16 protein-coding genes are annotated in these 19,732 nt (G+C 63.8%); 9 read left to right on the forward strand and 7 right to left on the reverse strand.

The window, feature by feature from the left end:
• Genes EJ071_RS06265 through EJ071_RS06285 form a run of 5 tightly spaced genes read left to right on the forward strand, consistent with a single transcriptional unit; the run spans position 1 to position 4,078 of the window.
• Positions 1 to 1,281, forward strand: a complete 1,281-nt coding sequence (locus EJ071_RS06265; RefSeq protein WP_126097302.1) for a TRAP transporter large permease — start codon at positions 1 to 3, stop codon at positions 1,279 to 1,281.
• A 28-nt stretch (positions 1,282 to 1,309) separates the two neighbouring features.
• Positions 1,310 to 2,083, forward strand: coding sequence for a FadR/GntR family transcriptional regulator (locus EJ071_RS06270; protein ID WP_126097303.1), 774 nt, complete (start codon positions 1,310 to 1,312; stop codon positions 2,081 to 2,083).
• A gap of 17 nt (positions 2,084 to 2,100) precedes the next feature.
• Positions 2,101 to 2,952 carry a 5-dehydro-4-deoxy-D-glucuronate isomerase gene (gene kduI, locus EJ071_RS06275; protein ID WP_126097304.1) on the forward strand — a complete coding sequence of 284 codons (852 nt, stop codon included), beginning with the start codon at positions 2,101 to 2,103 and terminating at the stop codon, positions 2,950 to 2,952.
• Complete coding sequence (kduD, locus tag EJ071_RS06280) at positions 2,949 to 3,716, forward strand: 2-dehydro-3-deoxy-D-gluconate 5-dehydrogenase KduD (RefSeq protein WP_126097305.1); 768 nt, start codon at positions 2,949 to 2,951, stop codon at positions 3,714 to 3,716. The genes kduI and kduD overlap by 4 nt, the downstream gene beginning before the upstream one ends.
• A gap of 29 nt (positions 3,717 to 3,745) precedes the next feature.
• The gene (locus EJ071_RS06285) at positions 3,746 to 4,078 is read left to right on the forward strand and encodes a cupin domain-containing protein (protein WP_126097306.1); all 333 of its coding nucleotides are present in this window, start codon (positions 3,746 to 3,748) and stop codon (positions 4,076 to 4,078) included.
• 269 nt (positions 4,079 to 4,347) lie between these two features.
• Here the strand turns inward: EJ071_RS06285 and EJ071_RS06290 are convergent, their stop codons facing one another.
• The gene (locus tag EJ071_RS06290) at positions 4,348 to 4,974 is read right to left on the reverse strand and encodes a LysE family translocator (protein WP_126097307.1); all 627 of its coding nucleotides are present in this window, start codon (positions 4,972 to 4,974) and stop codon (positions 4,348 to 4,350) included.
• Between the two features lie 165 nt (positions 4,975 to 5,139).
• Between EJ071_RS06290 and recQ the strand changes: the two genes are divergently transcribed.
• Positions 5,140 to 7,005, forward strand: a complete 1,866-nt coding sequence (gene recQ, locus EJ071_RS06295; protein ID WP_245460174.1) for a DNA helicase RecQ — start codon at positions 5,140 to 5,142, stop codon at positions 7,003 to 7,005.
• Between the two features lie 128 nt (positions 7,006 to 7,133).
• Here the strand turns inward: recQ and EJ071_RS06300 are convergent, their stop codons facing one another.
• Positions 7,134 to 7,586: a cupin domain-containing protein gene (locus tag EJ071_RS06300; RefSeq protein ID WP_126097308.1), complete on the reverse strand. Its 453-nt coding sequence runs from the start codon at positions 7,584 to 7,586 to the stop codon at positions 7,134 to 7,136.
• Positions 7,583 to 8,212, reverse strand: a complete 630-nt coding sequence (locus tag EJ071_RS06305) for a TetR/AcrR family transcriptional regulator (RefSeq protein ID WP_126097309.1) — start codon at positions 8,210 to 8,212, stop codon at positions 7,583 to 7,585. Before EJ071_RS06305 ends, EJ071_RS06300 begins: the two co-directional genes overlap by 4 nt.
• 301 nt (positions 8,213 to 8,513) lie before the next feature.
• Here EJ071_RS06305 and EJ071_RS06310 point away from each other — a divergent pair, with 301 nt between their 5' ends.
• Entirely contained in the window at positions 8,514 to 9,641 is a 1,128-nt protein-coding gene (locus tag EJ071_RS06310) for a hypothetical protein (protein ID WP_126097310.1), read from the forward strand.
• A gap of 22 nt (positions 9,642 to 9,663) precedes the next feature.
• On the opposite strand, the gene EJ071_RS06315 is transcribed toward EJ071_RS06310, so the two are convergent.
• Positions 9,664 to 11,277 carry a caspase family protein gene (locus tag EJ071_RS06315; protein ID WP_126097311.1) on the reverse strand — a complete coding sequence of 538 codons (1,614 nt, stop codon included), beginning with the start codon at positions 11,275 to 11,277 and terminating at the stop codon, positions 9,664 to 9,666.
• A 289-nt stretch (positions 11,278 to 11,566) separates the two neighbouring features.
• Between EJ071_RS06315 and EJ071_RS06320 the strand changes: the two genes are divergently transcribed.
• The gene (locus EJ071_RS06320) at positions 11,567 to 12,289 is read left to right on the forward strand and encodes a sulfotransferase (protein WP_126097312.1); all 723 of its coding nucleotides are present in this window, start codon (positions 11,567 to 11,569) and stop codon (positions 12,287 to 12,289) included.
• A gap of 544 nt (positions 12,290 to 12,833) precedes the next feature.
• Here EJ071_RS06320 and EJ071_RS39175 read toward each other — a convergent pair.
• Genes EJ071_RS39175 through EJ071_RS06325 form a run of 3 tightly spaced genes read right to left on the reverse strand, consistent with a single transcriptional unit; the run spans position 12,834 to position 16,627 of the window.
• Entirely contained in the window at positions 12,834 to 13,376 is a 543-nt protein-coding gene (locus EJ071_RS39175) for a shikimate kinase (RefSeq protein WP_306462658.1), read from the reverse strand.
• On the reverse strand, positions 13,264 to 14,175 hold the full coding sequence (locus EJ071_RS39180; RefSeq protein WP_245454709.1) for a shikimate kinase: 912 nt from the start codon (positions 14,173 to 14,175) through the stop codon (positions 13,264 to 13,266). The genes EJ071_RS39175 and EJ071_RS39180 overlap by 113 nt, the downstream gene beginning before the upstream one ends.
• Positions 14,156 to 16,627 carry a hypothetical protein gene (locus tag EJ071_RS06325; RefSeq protein ID WP_245455307.1) on the reverse strand — a complete coding sequence of 824 codons (2,472 nt, stop codon included), beginning with the start codon at positions 16,625 to 16,627 and terminating at the stop codon, positions 14,156 to 14,158. Before EJ071_RS06325 ends, EJ071_RS39180 begins: the two co-directional genes overlap by 20 nt.
• A gap of 422 nt (positions 16,628 to 17,049) precedes the next feature.
• Here EJ071_RS06325 and EJ071_RS06330 point away from each other — a divergent pair, with 422 nt between their 5' ends.
• Positions 17,050 to 19,632, forward strand: coding sequence for an EAL domain-containing protein (locus EJ071_RS06330; protein ID WP_126057614.1), 2,583 nt, complete (start codon positions 17,050 to 17,052; stop codon positions 19,630 to 19,632).
• Positions 19,633 to 19,732: the final 100 nt, after the last annotated feature.

The following is a 19,732-nucleotide window of genomic DNA, read 5'->3' on the forward strand; positions in this document are numbered from 1 at the left end:
ATGGCCTTGACCGTGCTTTTCGGCACCTTCGTCTTCCTGCTGATCATCGGCACGCCGATCGCGTTCTGCCTCGGAGTGGCGAGCTTCGCGACGATCATCGTGCTCGGCCTGCCGCCGGTGGTGGTTTTCCAGCGATTGAACTCCGGCGTCAGCGTCTTTTCGTTGATGGCCATTCCGTTCTTCATCTTCGCCGGCGACCTGATGGTGCGCGGCGGCATCGCCGCTCGCCTGGTGGCGCTGGCCGGCTCGGTTGTCGGGCATCTGCGCGGCGGCTTGGGCCAAGTCAACATCGCCGCCTCGACGATGTTCGGCGGCATCTCCGGCTCGGCGGTGGCCGACGCATCGGCCGTCGGCGGGCTGATGATCCCGCAGATGAAAGCGCGCGGCTACGGCATCGACTATGCCGTCAACATCACCTCCGTCGGCGCCATCATTGCCTTGCTGATCCCGCCGTCGCACAACATGATCATCTACTCCATCTCGGCCGGCGGCCGCATCTCGATCGCCGATCTGTTCACCGCTGGCGTCATACCGGGCCTGCTTCTGGCGCTGTCGCTGATGATCACGGCCTATCTGGTCGCAAGCCGGCGCGGCTATCCGACCGAGCCTTTCGCCGGTTTCGGCCGGGCGCTCCAGCTGCTCTTCGGCGCCATTCCGGGCCTCATCCTGATCGGCATCATCTTCGGCGGCGTCCGATCCGGCATTTTCACGGCGACCGAAAGCTCCTGCATCGCCATCGTCTATGCCTTCCTGGTGACGCTCATCATCTACCGCTCGATGAGCTGGAGCGACTTCGTCGCCGCCACCACCGCGGCGGTGCGCACGACGGCGATGGTCTTGATGATCATCGGCTGCGCCGCCGCCTTCGGCTGGCTGCTCGCCTATCTGCGCGTGCCGGCGGCGCTGGTCGCCTTCCTGCAGGAGATCTCCAGCGACAAGCTGGTCATCCTGCTGTTGATCAACGTCGTGCTTTTGATCCTCGGCACCTTCATGGACATGTCGCCGCTGATCATCATCACCACGCCGATCTTCCTGCCGGTGGTCATGGCTTACGGCGTCGATCCGGTGCATTTCGGCGTCATCCTCATCCTCAATCTCGGCATCGGGCTCTGCACGCCGCCGGTCGGAGCCGTGCTCTTCGTCAGCTGCGCCATAGGCCGCATTCCGATCTGGACGGCGATGCGGTCGATCTGGCCCTTCTACGGCGCGGCCTTCGCGGTGTTGATGCTTGTCACCTATGTGCCGGCGATATCATTGTGGCTGCCCAATCTTTTCCACTAAGGGGCCTTTTCCATTAGGAGTGATCGAGGTGGCCGATAGCACAACGGATCTCAGGGTCGAACGGAAGCCGAAACTGTCGGAAACGGTGGTCGCGGCGATCCGCAAGCAGCTCCTGGCGGGCGAGATGCCGCCTGGCCACAAGCTGCCGACCGAGGGCCAGCTGACGGAGACCTTCGGCGTCAGCCGCACCGTTATCCGCGAGGCGCTGGCCAAGCTCGCCGCCGACGGCCTTGTCGAGGCGCGGCAGGGCGCCGGCGTCTTCGTCACCGAGCACATCTCCACCACGCTCGGCGTTCTGGCCGCCGATATGGGGGCCAAGGATTCGATCGCGCTCAACGTGCTCGAGGTGCGGCTGGCGATCGAGATCGAATCGGCCGGCCTTGCCGCCATCCGCCGCAACGCGGCGCAGGAGGCGGCGATCCAGGAGGCCTTCTTCGAGTTCGAGCGGCTGCTGCTCGACAGCCAACCGACCGGCCCGGCCGACCTCGCCTTCCATCGGGCGATCGCCAGCGCCACCAACAATCCGTTCTATGTCGAGATGCTCGACGTGCTCGGCCGCCGCGCCATCCCTTGCGACGTCACCTCGCCCTGGTCGACGGAGCTCGTCCAGTCCGACGACTACCAGCGCGGCCTGCAGCGCGAGCATCTGGTGATCCTCAACGCGATCTCGGCGGGCGATGCGAACGCCGCGCGCGAGGCGATGCGGGCGCATCTCACCGCCAGCCAGCAGCGCTACCGCGAGCGCCTGCAGGCGCGGCAGGCCTATTACGCGAAGTCGGTGGCGGCGGCATCGACCGGATGATCATTCGAGCAGGATAGATGGACCAGAAACACACCGAATTCTCCGCGCGCTTCGCCATCGACCCCATTGCCGCGGCGGCGATGGGAACCGACGAGCTGCGGCACAATTTTCACATCGAGGGGCTTTTCCAGCCCGGTCTCGTCAGCCTGACCTACACGCATTATGACCGCATGATCGTCGGCGGCGCCATGCCGGTCGATAAGGTCCTGCCGCTGGAAGCGATCAAGCCGACCGGCACAAAGGCATTCCTCGACCGCCGCGAGCTGATCGCAGTCAACATCGGCGGCGCCGGCACCGTGACGGCGGATGGCCCGCCTTATGAGATGGCGGCGCGCGACATGGTCTATCTCGGCATGGGCACTGAGCAGGTGTCGTTCGCTTCGGCCGATCCGGAGAAGCCGGCCAAGTTCTATCTGCTGAGCGCGCCGGCGCATCAGGTCTATCCAAGCCAGCTGATCCGCATCGGCGACGCCAGGCGGCTCGACCTCGGCAGCCAGGCGACCAGCAACGAGCGCTCGATCTTCCAGTTCATCCATGCCGACGGCGTGAAGACCTGCCAGCTCGTCGTCGGCATGACCCAACTCGCGCCCGGATCGGTCTGGAACACCATGCCTTGCCATGTGCATGATAGGCGCATGGAAGCCTATCTCTATTTCGACCTGGCCGAGGACGCGCGCGTCTTCCATTTCATGGGCGAGCCGGACGAGACGCGCCACATCGTCATGCGCAACGAGGAGGCGGTGCTGTCGCCGGGCTGGTCGATCCACTCGGGCGCCGGCACCTCGAACTATGCCTTCATCTGGGCCATGGCCGGCGACAATGTCGACTATACCGACGTCGATCCGGTTACGCTGGACCAGCTCAGGTGAGCGATCTTTCGGCTTTCAGCCTCGCCGGCAGGCGCATCCTCGTCACCGGCGCCAACACCGGCATCGGCCAGGGCATCGCCGTGTCGGTGGCGCGCGCCGGCGGCGCCGTCGTCGGCGTCGGCCGCTCGGCGATGGATGAGACGGCGGAGAAAGTCGCAGCCGTAGGGGGACGTTTCGAAGCGGTGGCCGCCGATCTCGGCGACCCGGCCAAGGCGGCCGCCACGCTCGACCGGATCTGGGACGAGAGCGGACCACTCGATGGGTTGGTCAACAATGCCGGCATCATCCGGCGCGCCGATGCAGTCGACCTGACCGACGCCGACTGGGACGAGGTGATGGACATCAATCTGAAGACGGTGTTTTGGCTCTGCCAGAGTTTTGCCAGGCGCGTGCTGGCGGAGCCCGGGCGGCGCGGCAAGATCGTCAACATCGCCTCGGTGCTTAGCTTCCAGGGCGGCATCCGCGTCGCCTCCTACACGGCCTCGAAACATGGCGTGCTCGGCCTCACCCGGCTGCTCGCCTGCGAATGGGCGCCGAAGGGCGTCAACGTCAACGGCATCGCGCCGGGTTATATCGAGACCAACAACACCGAGGCCTTGCGCGCCGATCCCGACCGAAGTGCCGCCATCCTCGGGCGCATTCCCGCGGCGCGCTGGGGCCAGCCCGAGGACATCGGCGACGCGGCCGTGTTCCTGCTCGCGCCGGCGTCGGACTACATGCATGGCGCGGTGATGCCGGTCGACGGCGGCTGGCTGGCGCGCTGACCATTTCAATTTGCGAACGGAAGCCTGCAATGACCGACATTTTCTCCCATGCGGACGAGAAAACCTGGACGCCGACGCCGGATGGCAACCGGCGACGCGTGCTGGTGCACACGGACGAACTGATGATGGTCGAGTTCGCCTTCGACAAGGGCGGCGTCGGCGCGTTTCATTCGCATCCGCATGTGCAGGCAAGCTACGTCGCCGAAGGCCGCTTCGAAGTCACCGTCGACGGCCGGTCGGAGATCCTGGAAGCGGGAAGCAGCTTCATCGTGCCGTCCAACCTGGTGCACGGCGTCACGGCGCTGGAAGCGGGGCGGCTGGTCGACAGTTTTGCGCCTTACCGGGCAGACTTCCTCGCCTGAGAAGGCCGCTTCGCCAAGGAAAACCCGCGCCTTGAAGGGCGCGGGTTTGTTGCCTGGGGCGCCCGTGGCGCCGCCGCGGTACTCAAACATCGCCGCAGGATGATTACGGTGCCGCAATATGGTGAAGATAGGTTTAACGCGGCCGGCAAAATGACAGCAGCGGCTGTTTAAAGCGCGTCGCGATCCTTCGGATTCGCTCCATGAGCTTTAAACTCTTGATTTGAGCATGTCTTTGTCCCGAAACCGGTCCCACTCTCGGGAGACATGCTTTAGCGCTGCTGCAGCGCCAGTCGCAGGCCCAGCGCGCAATAGATGCCGCCGACCACCTTGCCCTGCCATTTCAACACGGCCGGGTTGCGGCGCAGGAACGAGCCCAGACCTCCGGCGGAGACGGCGAAGACCACCGTGCTGAGGAGACCGAGAAGGACAAAGACGGCGCCAAGGATCATCAGCTGAAGCACGACCGATCCATTTTCAGGCCGCACGAACTGCGGCAGGAAAGCGAGGAAGAACAGCGCCGTCTTCGGGTTCAGCACCTCGGTCAATATGGCTTGGCGGAACGCCTTGCCCGCCGGTATGGGCAAGGCGCTGCCGGCGAGATCGGCCGGCGCCTTCTCGAGGATGGCGCGGATGCCGAGATAAACGAGATAGGCCGCGCCGAGATATTTGATGATGCCGAATAGCATCGCGGAAGCGGCGATGATGGCCGAGATGCCGAAGATCGCCATGACGGTGTGGACGACGTCGCCCGCCGCGACGCCGGCGCCCGTGGCGATGCCGACCTTGGTTCCCGAGCTCGTTGCCCGAGCCACGGTGAGCAACGTGGCAGGCTCCGGGATGAAGACGAAGCCGAGCACGATCGCGACATAGGTCGTCAATGTGGCCAGGTCGATCATTGCCGGTTCCTCCGCTGCAGGCCGGGACAGCAAGCCATCCTTTGCGCGCAAAGGCAATGCGGTATCGATGCGCCCGCAAAACGACGCGTGGCACGGGTTCGGATAGCATTTGGGCGATCTTCTCCTTAAGAAGGTTGCCTCAGCCGAATCCGGGAATCACACTCAATGCAGGCATCGATGGCGGGGCGGACATCGACGGCAGGTCTCTTTGCCGAGGGACGCGATCCGAAACGGACCGTGCTGAAGGACGTTTTCGGCTTCGACGATTTTCGCCCCGGCCAGGCCGACGTGATGGAAGCGCTGCTCTGCGGACGCCACGTGCTGGCGGTCATGCCGACGGGCGCCGGCAAGTCGCTCTGCTACCAGGTTCCGGCGCTGGTCCTTGGCGGGCTCACCATCGTCGTCTCGCCGCTGGTGGCGCTGATGCAGGACCAGGTCGCGGCGCTGCGGCTCGCCGGCGTCGCCGCCGACACGATCAACTCCTCGCTCGACCGCGATGCCAATGTCGCGGCATGGCGCCGCGTCGCGTCGGGCCAGACCCGTCTGCTTTATCTCGCACCGGAGCGGCTGATGACCGAGCGGATGCTCGACGCGCTCGCCAGGCTCGACATCCGCCTGATCGCCGTCGACGAGGCGCATTGCATCTCGCAATGGGGGCCGGCCTTCCGGCGCGAATATGAGGACCTTGCGCGGCTGCGCGACATCTTTCCGAAGGCGCCGATCATCGCGCTGACGGCGACCGCGGACGAGACGACGCGCACGGACATCTCGGCGCGGCTGTTTGCCGATCGCGTCGACACGCTGGTGCTGGGCTTCGACAGGCCGAACATCAGCCTTGCCATCGAGCCGAAGCAGGACAGCAAGCGCCAGCTGCTGCGCTTCGTCGAGCGCCATAAGGGGCAGAGCGGCATCGTCTACTGCCTGTCGCGCCGGAAGACGGAGGCAATGGCCGCCTTCCTCGAGCAGAACGGCATCACCGCGCTCGCCTATCATGCCGGCATGAGCAAGGATGCGCGGGAGGCCAATCAGAACGCCTTCATGACCTTGTCCGGCGTCGTCATGGTGGCGACGATCGCCTTCGGCATGGGCATCGACAAGCCGGACGTCGCCTATGTCTTCCACACCGACCTTCCGGCGAGCCTCGATGCCTACTACCAGGAGATCGGCCGCGCCGGCCGCGACGGGCGGTCGGCCGAGGCGCATATGCTGTACGGCCTCGGCGATATCCGCACGCGCCGCCTGTTCATCGACGACGAAGATGCCTCGCCCGAGCACAAGCGGCGCTCGCACGGCCGGCTGGACACCTTGATCGGCTATTGCGAGACGGCGCAGTGCCGCCGCCAGGTGCTGCTCAGCTATTTCGGCGAAAGCGCTTCGCCCTGCGGCAATTGCGACAATTGCCGCAACCAGACGCCGCGCGCGGACGGCAGCGCCGAGGCGCGCATCATCCTTTCGGCCATCGCGCAGACCGGCGAACGGTTCGGCGCCGCCCATGTCATCGACGTGCTTCTCGGCCACGAGACCGAGAAGGTGCTGGCCAGAGGCCATCAAAACCTTGCCAGCTTCGGCACCGGCGCGGCGCACAAGAGACCTGCCTGGCTGTCGCTGATCCGCCAGCTCGTCGCGGGTGGGTTCCTGATGCCGGACCCGGACGGCTATGGCGGCCTTGCCATTTCCGAAAGCGGCCGTGCGCTCGGCCGCGGCGAGACTGCCTTCGAGTACCGTGTCGAGACGCGGCACCGTTCCCTGCGCAACAAGGCGCGTTCAGCCCAGGGTGCGGCGGCGGCGGGAACGGAAGACTTGGACGCCGCGCTGCTCGCCGCGCTCAAGGCGCTGCGGCTGCGCCTGGCGAAAGAACGCCAGGTGCCGGCCTATGTCGTCTTCTCCGACCGCACGCTGATCGACATGGCCGAGCGCCGCCCGCGCGACCTCGATGCCTTTGCAGAAGTGAACGGCGTCGGCGAGGCCAAGCTCAGGGAGTTCGGCGAGATTTTCTTGAGCGCGATTGCCGCGTATGAGGCCGGAGCCTAGCGCTTTCGATCCGCGACGGAGGAGGTGCAGCCCCGCACGTGAGCGCGTTGCCGCCAACAAGGAAGCACTTTGCTCTCCCTGCCGGCGGCATCCTGTTGCATCGGTCAGCGCCGTCGTCGCGTGGCAGTTCAGGCCGCCACCAGCAGCGCCTCGATACCGTGGCGCTGCATGGCGGCGCCAATCCGGGCAAAGTCGGGCTGCGCCTGCTGCTCGACGGTGCCGATGTCGCGGAAGAAAGCGATCATGGACGGCTCGACGAGCACCAGCATCCGCACCGGCCGGCCGCTGTCGTTAGAGTAATTGTGCGGGGCCCTCGGGCCGATGCGCACCGAAGTACCGGCACCCGCGACGGTCACTTCGGGCGGGCCGCCCGCGCCAAAGTGACGGACGGTGAGCGCGCCTTCCAGCACATAGAACAACTCGGGCGAAGCGTGGCTGTGCGGCGGAGTGCCGGAACCTGGCGGAACCTCGACCTCGATAAGTTCAAGGCTGGAATCGGCGATGCCGCCGAGCAGGCGGATGCGGTCGGCGACGACCCAGAGCGTCTGGGCGGCCTCGGGAGTGGTGACGTTGAAGTTCATTGCTTGTCTCTTTGGTTTGTAACTTCCGCCGGTGAATGACCCGGGGTGACCGCGGACAGGATCACCTCGAGTGCCCAGGATGCGGTCTCGCCGGCCTGGGCGCCGGTGAGACCGCCATAGTCCTTCAGGATCTCCCATGCGGAGGCCGAGAAGAGCAGATGAGCCAGCGCCTCGACCTTCTCGGCTTCGGCGGGCTGAAGAGAGGAAATGGCGGGAGCCAGCGCCCGCCTGAAATTGGCGCGGCGGCCTGCCACGGTGCCCATGCGCATCTCACGGCCAGTCCGCGAATGGAGCGACGAGCGAATCGCTGCGTCGTGCATATCGAACCGGGGGAAGGCCTGCCGGGGGCCGTCGACGATATCCTTGGGGGTCCTCGGGGTCGTAGAGGCTCCTATCCGGGCATTCAGCCAGGGCCAGAAGGCAGCCAGAAGGTCGTCCTTGGTGGCGAAGTGGCGGAACACGGTCCGCCGTTGCACCCCTGCCTTCCGAGCGATCGCCTCCATGCTGATCTCGTCCGCGGCGCTGGCCGAATCCATGAGCTCAAACAGGGCGCAAAGAATCGCTTCATGCGTTTCACGCGCTTTCTCTTCGCGCATGGGGCTGTTGTAGGTGCGGACTTGCGACACGCGGTTGCTCCTAATTGGTGACACTATCTGTGTCATTAAAATCGGCGACTGTCAATTGGTGTCACTTTTGGTGTCGTCAATCGAAATTGAAGAGCGACGCTTCTGCCGCCGCGCGACCTTGGTGCGTTCGCGTCGGCGACTCCAAGCTCAGGGAGTTTGGCAAGATATTGTTGAGCGCGATAGCGGCGCACGCCGAGGCCTTCTTGAAGCCCCAGGTTCCTGTCCGAGATCCGGATGTAAGCCTTGCAGAAGCCCTGCGAATCCGTGAAACCGGTGCCTCCTGCATCCGATCCGGGCGGCGATGAGCGAATATCAGTATTACGAATTCCAGGCGATCGATCGACCACTCAGCGACGCGGATCGCCGGGCTCTGCGCGATCTGTCGTCAAGGGCGCGGATCACGGCCACCAGCTTCACCAATTCCTACGAGTGGGGTGACTTCAAGGGCGATCCGAACGAACTCATGGAGCGCTGGTTCGATCTTCACCTCTACCTGGCGAATTGGGGCTCACGCCGCCTGATGATGAGGCTGCCGACCCGGCTGGTCGACCGGGATCGTCTTGGCACCTTCCTCAGGAACGACGAACATTCCATGTTCAGGATCGCCGGCGAGAATGTCATCTTGAGCATCTGGCGCGACGAGTTGGAGCCCGGGGACTGGGATGACGGCGAGAGTTGGCTGGCGATCCTGTCGCCGCTTCGGGCCGACGTGCTCGCGGGCGACCTCAGGCTGTTTTACCTGATTTGGCTCATGGACGTCGAAATCGAAGCGGTCGAGCCGGACGAACCGGAGCCGACGCCTGGATTAGGACCGTTGACCGACGCGCTCGAAGCCTTCGCCGAATTCTTCTGCATCGACCGGGATCTCCTCCGGGCAGCGGCGGAGCAAAGCTCGGCCCCAGACGGGTTGCTGCCGGAGATGGCCGGGCGAATAGTCGCTGCGATGAGCGATGCGGAGAAAACCAGCCTGCTCGTGCGGATTTTCAATGGCGAGCCGCATGTGCCGGCAGAGTTGCGAGCCTGGGTGCGGGCGCGCTCGGAACTCCAGACGGCAACCTCGCCTGGCGCACTACGCACGGCTGCCGATCTGCTGACCCGCGCCCGTGAGATCCGCCTTGCCCGCGAGCGCGCCGAGGCGGAACACGCGGAAGCGCAGCGGCGACTGGAGGCGGAGTTGGCCGAGAAGGCACGCGAGGTGCGGCTTGAGGTCATTCGCCGCCGGGGCGAAAGCGTCTGGAGCGACGTCGAGGATGAAATCGGGCGACGCAATCCCGCCGGATATGACAAGGCAGCAGCCCTTCTTTCCGATCTCCTGGCGCTCGCAGAAAAACAGGACAGTGTCGAGGAATTCCGCCTCCGGCTTCAATCGATCCGGGAGCGCCATGCCGGCAAGGGCCGTTTCATCGAACGTCTAGCGACGCTGGGATAGGTCCGCGCGGGCCGCCCTCCATTCAATAATGCGCGTAGCCGCTCAACGGGCACCTCTGGGACGCGGGGACCTCAAAGGTACCGTCGATGCCGCTGCAAGTGCGGAACCCGGACTTCCGTCCCGTCGCCTTTGATCTCGGCGCCGGTCGCGGATTGGCTGCTTCGCGCTGCCGTTCACGTCTCGGCTTCGCACGGACGACGGGCTGCGGTTTCTCGGTCTTCTGCGGGGTTGCGCTTTCCTGCTTGGCTACTTCCGCTTCCGAGGCGCGCTGGGCGCGGTAGCTCTTCAGGGCGTCGTCCGTGTCGAGTTTGAGGCGGGCATATTGCTTTGGGGTTAGATAGGTGGTCGGGGGCAACCGGTTTTCTTCCTGCCACCGGCCGATGGCGCGGCGGGTCTTGATGCCGAGGTCGCCGTCGGCCTCGTCCAGGTCGTAACCGGTCGCCAGCAGCCTTTCCTGCAGATCGATCTTTGCCTGGCGATCGAGGCCGATCGCACTTTCCGTCAGCTCGGTCCCAACGTCGGTTTCCGGGTTGGCGGCCGCCGCCGGAGGTTCCGCCGCCGTGGCCGACCGCGACGCGTCGCTCTCGGTGTCGGCGACGACGGGCGGTGTATTGCCGACGACGACCGGCGATTTCTTGAGCTGATCGATGTTGAGGCGGGCGAGGTCGGCGAACGCTCCCTTGGGAAATTGCTGCAGATAGGCTTCGTAGTGCGCGAGCGTGTTGCGCTTCGAGGCTTCGTCCCACACGCGCTGCTCGATTTCCCATCCGCGCGCGTCCGTGCTCGCGGCCGGAGTCTCCGTGGCGGATGGCTGCGCAGCCGGGGCGGCCGGCGGCGGGGCCTCCGGACCGATAAAGACTTCCCGGCCGAGCGAGGCATTGTGCCAGGGCCGCTGGCGCCCGTCGGTTTCGGCCGTCACTTCACCGCGAACCCGGGTCAGCGCGCTCTGGATCTCGACGCCCGGCTCGGCGAGATGCCTGGCCAACGACACCGTGTAGGGACTGTTGGCGCCATTGCCGTCGTAGGACACGGCTCCGGGATCGGTCGCAAAGGCGATCAGCACGCCGCCGCTGCCGACGTCCGCTGAGCTGACATCGATGGGCGCAAGGCCCGGCGCGGTGGTCGAGCGGCTCTTCGGCAATGACGCCGCCAGCGTCCTCGCCAGCGGATTGTCGCGGCAGGCGTCGAGAATGACGATGCCGACGGCCGGGTCCGGCGGAAGGGCCGCAAGCAGCTCGTCGATCTGGATGGTGCGGGTCTTGAGATGCGCCGGAGCCGTAAGCTCGGCGTCGACGGGGATCAGGTAATTCTTGCCGTTCACCTGCATGCCATGGCCGGCGTAGTAGATCAGCGCCGTGTCGGCGTCATACGAGGCCTCGGTGAACTTGTTCAGCCGGTCACGCATTCCGGCATAGTCGAGATCGACGCCTTCGATGACGTTGAACCCCGCCTTGCGCAAAACTTCGGCCATCAGGCGCGCATCGCCGGCGGGATTGGCAAGAGCCGGCGCGTAGACATACTTGCTGTTGCCGATGACCAGCGCGACCCGATTGTTGCCGGCGGCAAGGGCGCTTGCCTGCAGCAGACCGGCTGCGGCCAGGAAAAACAAACCAACAATGGCGGCCCAGAACCTCATCGCGCGCACTTTCAAGTTGCGGCTTTGCCTGCTCGTTCCAGTCGCAATTTCACGTAGGGGATGCCCCTTCCATGAAATTCATAACACATCAGCGCCGTCGAATACGCTTCGCATTGCGCCGTAGGAAAATTCCTGGAGGCAGCGAACTCGCCAAATGAAGCCCGGCACGGCAGGCCAACTGCCGTCCCAGGCGCCACGGCGGTGGGTCGCAGTCCCTGTGGAAACATTCCCTATTGCAATCCGCGAAAGAAGAGGGTTCGATCAAGTGTCCGGGGGAGGACACAAATAAATGAACAGGGGAGTGGTGCGGCTTATTCCAAAGCCGAAAGTTTCCATATTTATCTGTGGTTGTGGCCATACCGGCTCGACCTTGCTTGCCCGGATATTGGCCGCCCATCCCGATGTCTTCAGCGTTCCGCGCGAGACAAGCGCTTTTGTCTCGGAAAAAGGCGCCAGATGGACCAAGCTAAGCTTGCTTTTGCTTGAGGCGGCCATTTCGCGCCGGAACGTTTGGGTCGAAAAGACACCCGGCCATATTCACTATACCCGTCAGATACTCGAGACGATCCCGGGCGCCCGTTTCATCGTCGTCACGCGCGACGGCCGGGATGTCGTGACATCGCTCGGGCAGCGCTACGAGGGCGATTTCGACCGAGCCTTCCAAAGGTGGGTTGCCGACAGCAAGGCCTCGATGCTCTGTGTCGAGCGAGGCGGGGGCATGCTGTGGCGCTACGAGGACTTCATCGAGTCGCCAGCGCTCTCCATCGAACGGCTATGCCGCTTCATGGGCGTGGCTTTCGATCCGGCCATCCTGGACTATCACCAGCATCCCGTCGTCTGGGGACGGGAAAGGAAAGTTCGCACGCCGCATTCCGCCCGCCGTTTGGCGCAGGTCAACCAGCCGATCACCGACTACAGGGGCGGCTGGAGATCGAAGCTGCCCGCGGACGTCGCCTCGCGTTTCGAGGCGGGTGAAGCCCAGGAGCTGATGGCCTATTTCGGATATTGCTGAGGGCGGGTCATCGGGGAGGCGTCGGCCCTCCTTCGCCGAGGCTTCGGAGGACATACTGCTTCGCGCTGAGAAGAATTCGCCGGACTTGTCCTGCGAAGCTCGAAGAGCGAAGCAGGATGGCGGAGAGGGAGGGATTCGGTTTCACGCCTATCCTGCTGAAAATGCTAATCTTTTCGCGCTTTTTGTTACGCAGTTTGTTACACTGCTACAACTGCGATTTACAATCGCTCTTTTGAGCTCGCCTGCCCAATCCATCTTATCTGTCGAAACCGACGCAATGGCGCGGCGGTGGATTGGGTCACTCTGTCATAGTATCCGCGCTTCATTAAGTTGACGATGCCGTTTAGACTCGGAGCTGATCCTTTCCGGTCGATCACCAGGATTTGGCGCGCGACCCGGCACCGGCGGTTCGTCTTTGTACGTTTGTGTCATCCAGGCCGGATCAACTCGGCCATCAGGCTTCTCACGACTTATGCATGCGTTTCCCACTTTTATTAGCATTCGGTGCGAACCCGCACCCTGCACCAAACCTGCGACGCCTAAGCTATCGTCCTCGACTTGAGCGTTCCCTGCTTCTCGTGGAAGACGCTAAATTCGCTCGTGCGTTATTGCCGGCCAGCAAAGGCTGCGGGTCGGCGGTGAGGGTGTCGAGGAGCGGCGGCCGTTCCCTTTCACTCAATAGTGCCGCCGGCGCCTGGATGGTTTCCACGACGCCGCCCCCGCAATCGTAGCCGTTGTGATGATCATCGTGCATGCGCTGAGCTGTTGGGGACATGCTGATGGCGGTGCCGGAAGCACCGGAGACATGTGATATCTCGGCAGCGGGCAGAGCGGCTTCTCTGTCGCTGCACAGGAAAGCGTAGAGTTCCTTCACGCAAATGCGGGCGTCCTTCTTGTCTTTTTGAAAGGGCGGGACGAGGGGCAACCTGATATCGGCCTTTTGGTAGAACGGACTGCGCTCTTCGTACAGCTGGTCAACCTTCTGCTCGATGTCGGCGCCTTGCAGCAGCGGCCGGCTGGTGTCCCTCTCGAGGCGCCTGCGGAGCTCTTTCAGCTCGGGTGTCGAGCCAGATCGACCTCGCCTTATTAAGAATCAGGGCTTGATTGGACTCCTTGCCAAAGCAGCCGCCGCCGGTTGCGATGACGATGGGGCCTCTCTCCAGCTGCTTGGCGAGCTCTTTGGTCTCCAGGTCCCTGAAGTGCGCCTCGCCACGGCCAGGGTCGGCGAACATCTCCATCAGATTGCCGTGATCGGCGACGATATGCTTATCGATGTCGACAAACTCCACCCCCAACTCCTTGGCAAGCTGGGCGCCGATGGTCGACTTGCCGCTCGCCGGCATGCCGACGAGCACGACCGGCCGCGTACCGAGGGCCGCGAGGATCTCGCCGGCTTGCGGCGAGCGAGCGACCGCAATCTGTTGTCTTGCGACGATGGGCGACCTGGAGGTCCCTGCCGCCCTCGACCTGCTTTCTCCTGACGAGTCCCAGTGTAATATCTCCCAGGCACCACGGGGAATGGGGACTAGCTGTGAGCTCTGCGCGCGGTGCGCGAGCTCGGCCCGATAACTGGCCGGCGTAGGGAACTCGACCTCGAAGCGATAGTTCTGCGCGGTTCTGAACGCCGTGTGAACGCCGCGTAACCGCGGCCTGTCCATCCTGATGACCCAGTTGGTGGTCTCGACCTCGCTGCAGTCCCGCTCCTCGAAGGCCAGTGCCGCCTTCCTGAAGGCGCGCGTAAAAGCCTCGTCCGGGATCTCGAAGACATGGCGCACGGCATTGGTGACCAGTTGGGCCTCCGGCGCCGTGCTCACGCTCTGGCCGGTCAACTCGTCGGCTATCCAGACCTGCCCGCCCGACCGTTGGTCAAGATGCGGCACCTTCACCTCGATGCCGTCCTGCCGCAAAAGCTCGGCAACCGCATGCACAATTTTTGGTAATCGCGCTTTCTTGCGCTTCGGCGGGGGCGGCTTCGAGCCTGGCCCGCTCAAGGGCCTGTTCGCTGCTCAGCGTTATCGTGCTGGCGCGGTCGTCTTCGGCCGAGATTGCTAAGGCGCTGAGCAGAATGCGCTTTTCGACGGCGAGTCTGATCGAGGCCTCCATGACCGATGCCGCCAGCGTGGGGTTGTCCTTCAGATCCGCCAGGCTGCCATCGACGTCGAACCGGCCCTGGTGGAGCTTTGCCGCCTGCGCCTTGACATATGGCGCCGACTTGAAGCCCGGCCTCTGCTCCAAGAGCCGCTGCAATTCGGTGGTTTTTTGCATGAACACCCGCGCACCGGTATCGGACTTGTAGGCGTCAGTGCCGACCTTGATGCCGACGCTCAACAGATTGATGGCGCTTTCATGCAGCTTGACTTCCGACTGCTCATGAGCCGGCTCGCTATTGAGCTGCAGGTTCCAGTCCTGGAGCTCGGCCACTAACAACGCGGCCAGTTCGCAGGCCACCGGATGCCTGGCGGCCTTGCTGTCTTCCCTCGCCCTGGCGATGAGCTCATGGAGGGCCTGGCCATCCGGCCGATCTTCCTGCAACAGTGCGCGGATGTCGGCCTTGAGCTCATTATGAATGCCCTCGTAGGTGCCGAAGATGGCACGCTCGGCAAACCAGCGTTGCGCCTCCAGCGGCTGCGCCAGCACGTTGCGCTGCAGGCAGCTGTAGGTCTCCAGCACCAGCCCGGTGGCCGACAGGATCTGCTTGGACCGGGTGAACTGGTAGCCGCTTTTCTCAATGGCCGGCGTGTGCGACTTCGGCGGCTTCATCGAGGCGATGCCGCGCGCCTGCAGCTGCGCGTCGAACTGGCGCACATGCTCGTAAAGGCGAGGCTGGTCGCCAATGATGACGACGGTGTCGCCATCAAAATCGCCGTCGAGCATTTTTTGTTCGACGCTTGGAACCGCAACCAAAGAGCCGGGCGCGAACACCTCCGTCGCCTGCAGGATGCCGACGCACTCGAGCGCGGTGTCGGCCTTGACCCGGTCCTTTTCCTCCAGCCAGTACGAATGGCACTTTACGTCCTCGGCAGACATCACGACCCCGCGCTCGGCGAAGTCCGCCGGCCACATTTCGTCGGGCACAACGATCAAGATGCCTTTGGCAAAGAAGGTCGGATCGTCGGCGGCAAGCCCAGCCCCCGACCTGTGCGCGAAGTTGAAGCTATATTGGAAGGCCACGCACCGATCCAGGAACGCCGCGGTCCGGTCGCCATCGCGCGCCGACCTGACCCGGTCGGCGGCGAACGGGCGCAGGTTGGGCTTGTCATAGGGGGAGCGTCCGACAAGCACGCCAGCGTCACGGGTCAAGGTCTTGCTCTTGCCCGTCGGCACATGCAGGCATTCGTCGCTGGACGGCACGGCGATAGCGCTCGAACCCTCGATATGCCCGCCCGTGACCGTCCGGAACAGCTCCTCGGCGGTGAGGCTTTGATGGGTTTCGAGCCAAGCCTGAGCCTTCTCGCGGGTCTCCTGTGCTACCTCGACGCTACGCGGATAATGTTGCAGCGCCGAGGGCGGTACCGCCGATTGCCTTTTATCGGCATAGGCAGGCATCCGCTCGGGAGCGTCGTGGCGAGCCCGGGCAATGGACGGCATGCGCTCGGCCAGTGAGGCCCTAATGAAGCCGCAGCCGTCATGCGGCCGCAAGGCGATCTCGCCGTCTCGCCCCTCGAACCGGAAGGGATGCACTGCGCCTGCGGGATGGTCGGGCAGAAGGGACAGCTTGAAGCACCCTTCCAGCGCATAATCATGGGGGCCAATGTCGGGGATGCCCGGCGGCGCGGCAAATCCGCGGCGCTGGGTATAGTAATAGGCTTCCTTGAACGGCGCCCAGGCCCGCGACAGCTGCTCAAAGGCCGTACCCGGAGCCGTCTCGGCATAGGGGATCGCCAAAAGCTTGCCGCTTGGGGCCTCTGCGGCCGTGAAAGGCAGGTGAGAGGCAAGCTGGTTCAGGCTCTTTTGCGGCGGCTTCAGTTTGCTGCCGCCGAACAGGTCCATGCGGTAGGGCACGCCCTCCACGGTGAACGTGCGTGTCAGCATGGCTCCAGTCGGAGTTCCCTTTAGCTGCACCGCCACCACCTTCACCGCGCCCGAGGTCAAGCGGTGGAAAATGGAATAGCGCAACTCGGCTTCGCTGGCCAGCGGCCGGCCTTGCATGTCGACCACCGGCAGCCGCATCAGTCCGGCATCGCCTTGCGGCGGTCTCGGCTCGTGGTCCATGGCCTGAAGGACCCGATGGACATCGAAGCTGGAGGCTGCATGCTGGGCCTGGATCATCGATGCGTTCTGCGCCATGAAGGTGTCGAGCGCTTCGAGCGGCTCCTTCGCCTCGATCTCGGCGATCACGCTCGAGTTCGCGCACCGCCTCGGCGCGCGCCGCGGCGCTCCTTCCTCGGCTGATGAACACTGCCGATCATAGATTCGACTGCCAGCCTCAAAGCCCCATCGTCGTGCATAATATGGGCTGGCCTCGCTACATTCGAAGGGGATCGAAGGCCGATCCCACGGTGCGGTGAAAGAAGCTGCAAGCGGCTTCCAAGACTAGGTGCGAGCACCTCGATCTCATTGTAGGCCCGTCATCGGATCATATGGAAATCGGTGAGCTTCATCCGCCGGCCTTTTACAACGTGGTTTGGTCGATCCTCTAGGGGATTACGCAGTCTTAAGCCAGCATTAATACCTTAGACGCGACACTAGGAATACTTTTACTATTCGCTAAAGCTCGATGCTATTTGACGAGGACTGGTCTTGCGTTTGCAGTTTTCTAGATGAGAGGGCTAAAGGACATTAGCGTCGGGACCAAGCTCTCGTTGGGCTTTGGGCTGGCGCTGCTGTGCGTCGTGGCCGTGGGAGTATTTGGGGTCGCGCAACTGCGATCACTCAACAAGGTCACGAGCGAGATCACCAGCGTTTGGTTGCCCCAGGTCCAGATCGTCGGCGAGATGAAGCGCAACCTCGCGGAACACCAGCTCTATGCGACGTTGCGCGTGCGCACTGCCGAGGCTGCGCAGATAGCCGGCATTGAGAAGGAGATGGCGAGGGAAAGCGACGAAATACTGCAAGGTCGGCGCGCCTATCGCCGGAGTGCCGGATCGCTGGCCGAGCAGCAGCTGTTCGACCAGTTCGTCAACCTATGGACGGCCTACGAAGATTCCCTGACATCGATTTTCCCGCTCCTCGAAACAGGAGGGCGAACAATGGCTGTCAAGGAGTTCGAGACGGTATCGCTCCCGACCGTTGCCGCCGCCACGCAGCGATTGGACGACCTGCTGGCCCTCACCAACGAGCGCAGCACGGCCGCGGCGGTGATGGCGGACAGGACCTACACCGTTGCGCAAAGATTGACTTGGCTGGCAGTTCTTTTTGCCGCCGGGTGTCTTGGTGGGCTTGTCGCCTGGATACGCCACAATGTCAGCAAGCCGATCCTCGCCGTGACCGAGGCGATGCGTTGCTTGGCGCAGGGCGAGCGCCGTTCGAGTCTCATTGCGCTGAAAAGGGATCGGCAGGACGAGGTTGGAGTGCTGTTCTCGGCCTTTGCCGGCTACCGGGCCAGCCTGGAGCGCAGCGATGCCTTGGCCCGAGAAGCCGAGCTGGAGCGGCAGCAATTGGCCGCGGCCGCCGCCAATATGCCCGTAGGGCTTTGCATGTTCGATGCGGAGAGGCGGCTGGTTCTGTGCAACCAAAGCTACGCCGATCTCTACCATGTGCCGGAGCCCCTGACTCGTCCCGGCACGCCGTGGATCGATTTGATGCGGTTCCGGATCGCGGCGGGCCTCTATGCCGGCCATGACCCGGAAAAGTATGTGCAGCAGCTGACGGAGACCATCGATCGCGCAGAGCGGACGGTGAGCCTGGTGGAACTCAGGGACGGACGCACCATCGACCTCATCCATCAGCCACTGCCGGGCGGCGGGTGGCTTGCCACTCACCATGACGTGACCGACTTGCGGCGGAGCGAAGCCAAGATTTCATACATGGCGCGCCACGACGGACTTACCGAGCTTCCAAATCGCATATTGTTCCGCGAACGCGCCGAGGAGGCTTTGGTCGAGATGCGGCGTGATGGTAGCAAGATTGCTTTCCACTGCCTCGATCTCGATCATTTCAAGATGGTCAACGACACGCTGGGGCACCCGGTTGGCGACGCCTTGCTGAAGGAGGTCGCCGCCAGACTGAAACAGGTGGCCCGTGAAGGCGACACCGTGGCAAGGCTCGGCGGCGATGAGTTCGTGATCATTCAAACCGCGGTTGATCAGCCGGTCGAGGCGACAGCTCTTGCCCAACGGGTCATTGATGGGCTGAGCGCACCTTATGTCGTCGATGGCCACGGGGTTATGATCAGCGCCAGCATCGGCATCTCGATCGCGCCGGACGATGGCATTGACGCCGACCAACTTCTCAAGACCGGCGACATGGCGCTCTACCGGGCGAAGGCGGAAGGCCGCGGAACCTACAGGTTCTTCGAACCGGAAATGGATGCGCGCATGCAGGCGCGGCGGTTTCTCGAACTCGACCTGCGCGAAGCGGTGGTGCGGCAGCAGTTCGAAATCTACTACCAACCGCTCCTCAATCTCGACCGCGGCGAGGTCAGCTGCTTCGAGGCGCTGCTGCGCTGGCATCACCCGACGCGCGGCATCGTATCCCCGGGAGAATTCATCCCGCTGGCCGAGGACATCGGCCTCATCGTCCCGATCGGTGAATGGGTTATCAAGCAAGCCTGTCTCGACGCGGCAAGCTGGCCCGGTAGCATCAAGGTCGCCGTCAATCTGTGCCCGGCGCAATTTCGCAACGCGCGCTTGCTCTCCACCATCGTCGAGGCATTGGATATCTCGGGACTGCCCCCCAGCCGGCTTGAGCTTGAGATCACCGAGACAGTGCTGCTGGCCAACAGCCAGGCGACTCTCTCGATGCTGCAACATATCCACATGCTCGGCGTTCATATCGCGATGGACGACTTCGGAACCGGATATTCGAGCTTGAGCTATCTGCGCTCGTTCCCATTCGACAAGATCAAGATCGATCAATCCTTCATCACGGACGCCGGAGATATCGACAGTTCCGTCGCCATCATTCGAGCGGTCACGAGCCTCGGCAACAGCCTCGGGATGCAGACCACCGCCGAGGGCGTCGAGACCGTGGAGCAGCTGGAACGGGTCCGAAGAGAAGGCTGCACCGAGGCGCAGGGCTTCCTGCTCAGCCGCCCGCTGCCCGCGCGGGACATCCCCGCGATGCTGGAGCGGACCCGCGCCGTGGTGGCGGGCGAGATCATTGAGACCGAACCCGAAACGTCAGGCGAGCGAGACACGGACAAGCCGGGCAGGCGTCGCAGTAGGGCGTCTGTCCCCGCCTAACCGGGATGCAAGCGAAAAACAGTGCCAACGAACATGAGTTTGCCGGCCTAGTTCAGGCCGCCACTCGGATCATGTCGATAGCGGGTGTGTAGGTCGGCGC

The organism is Mesorhizobium sp. M1B.F.Ca.ET.045.04.1.1 (assembly GCF_003952465.1).
GTDB classification, from domain to species: domain Bacteria; phylum Pseudomonadota; class Alphaproteobacteria; order Rhizobiales; family Rhizobiaceae; genus Mesorhizobium; species Mesorhizobium shonense.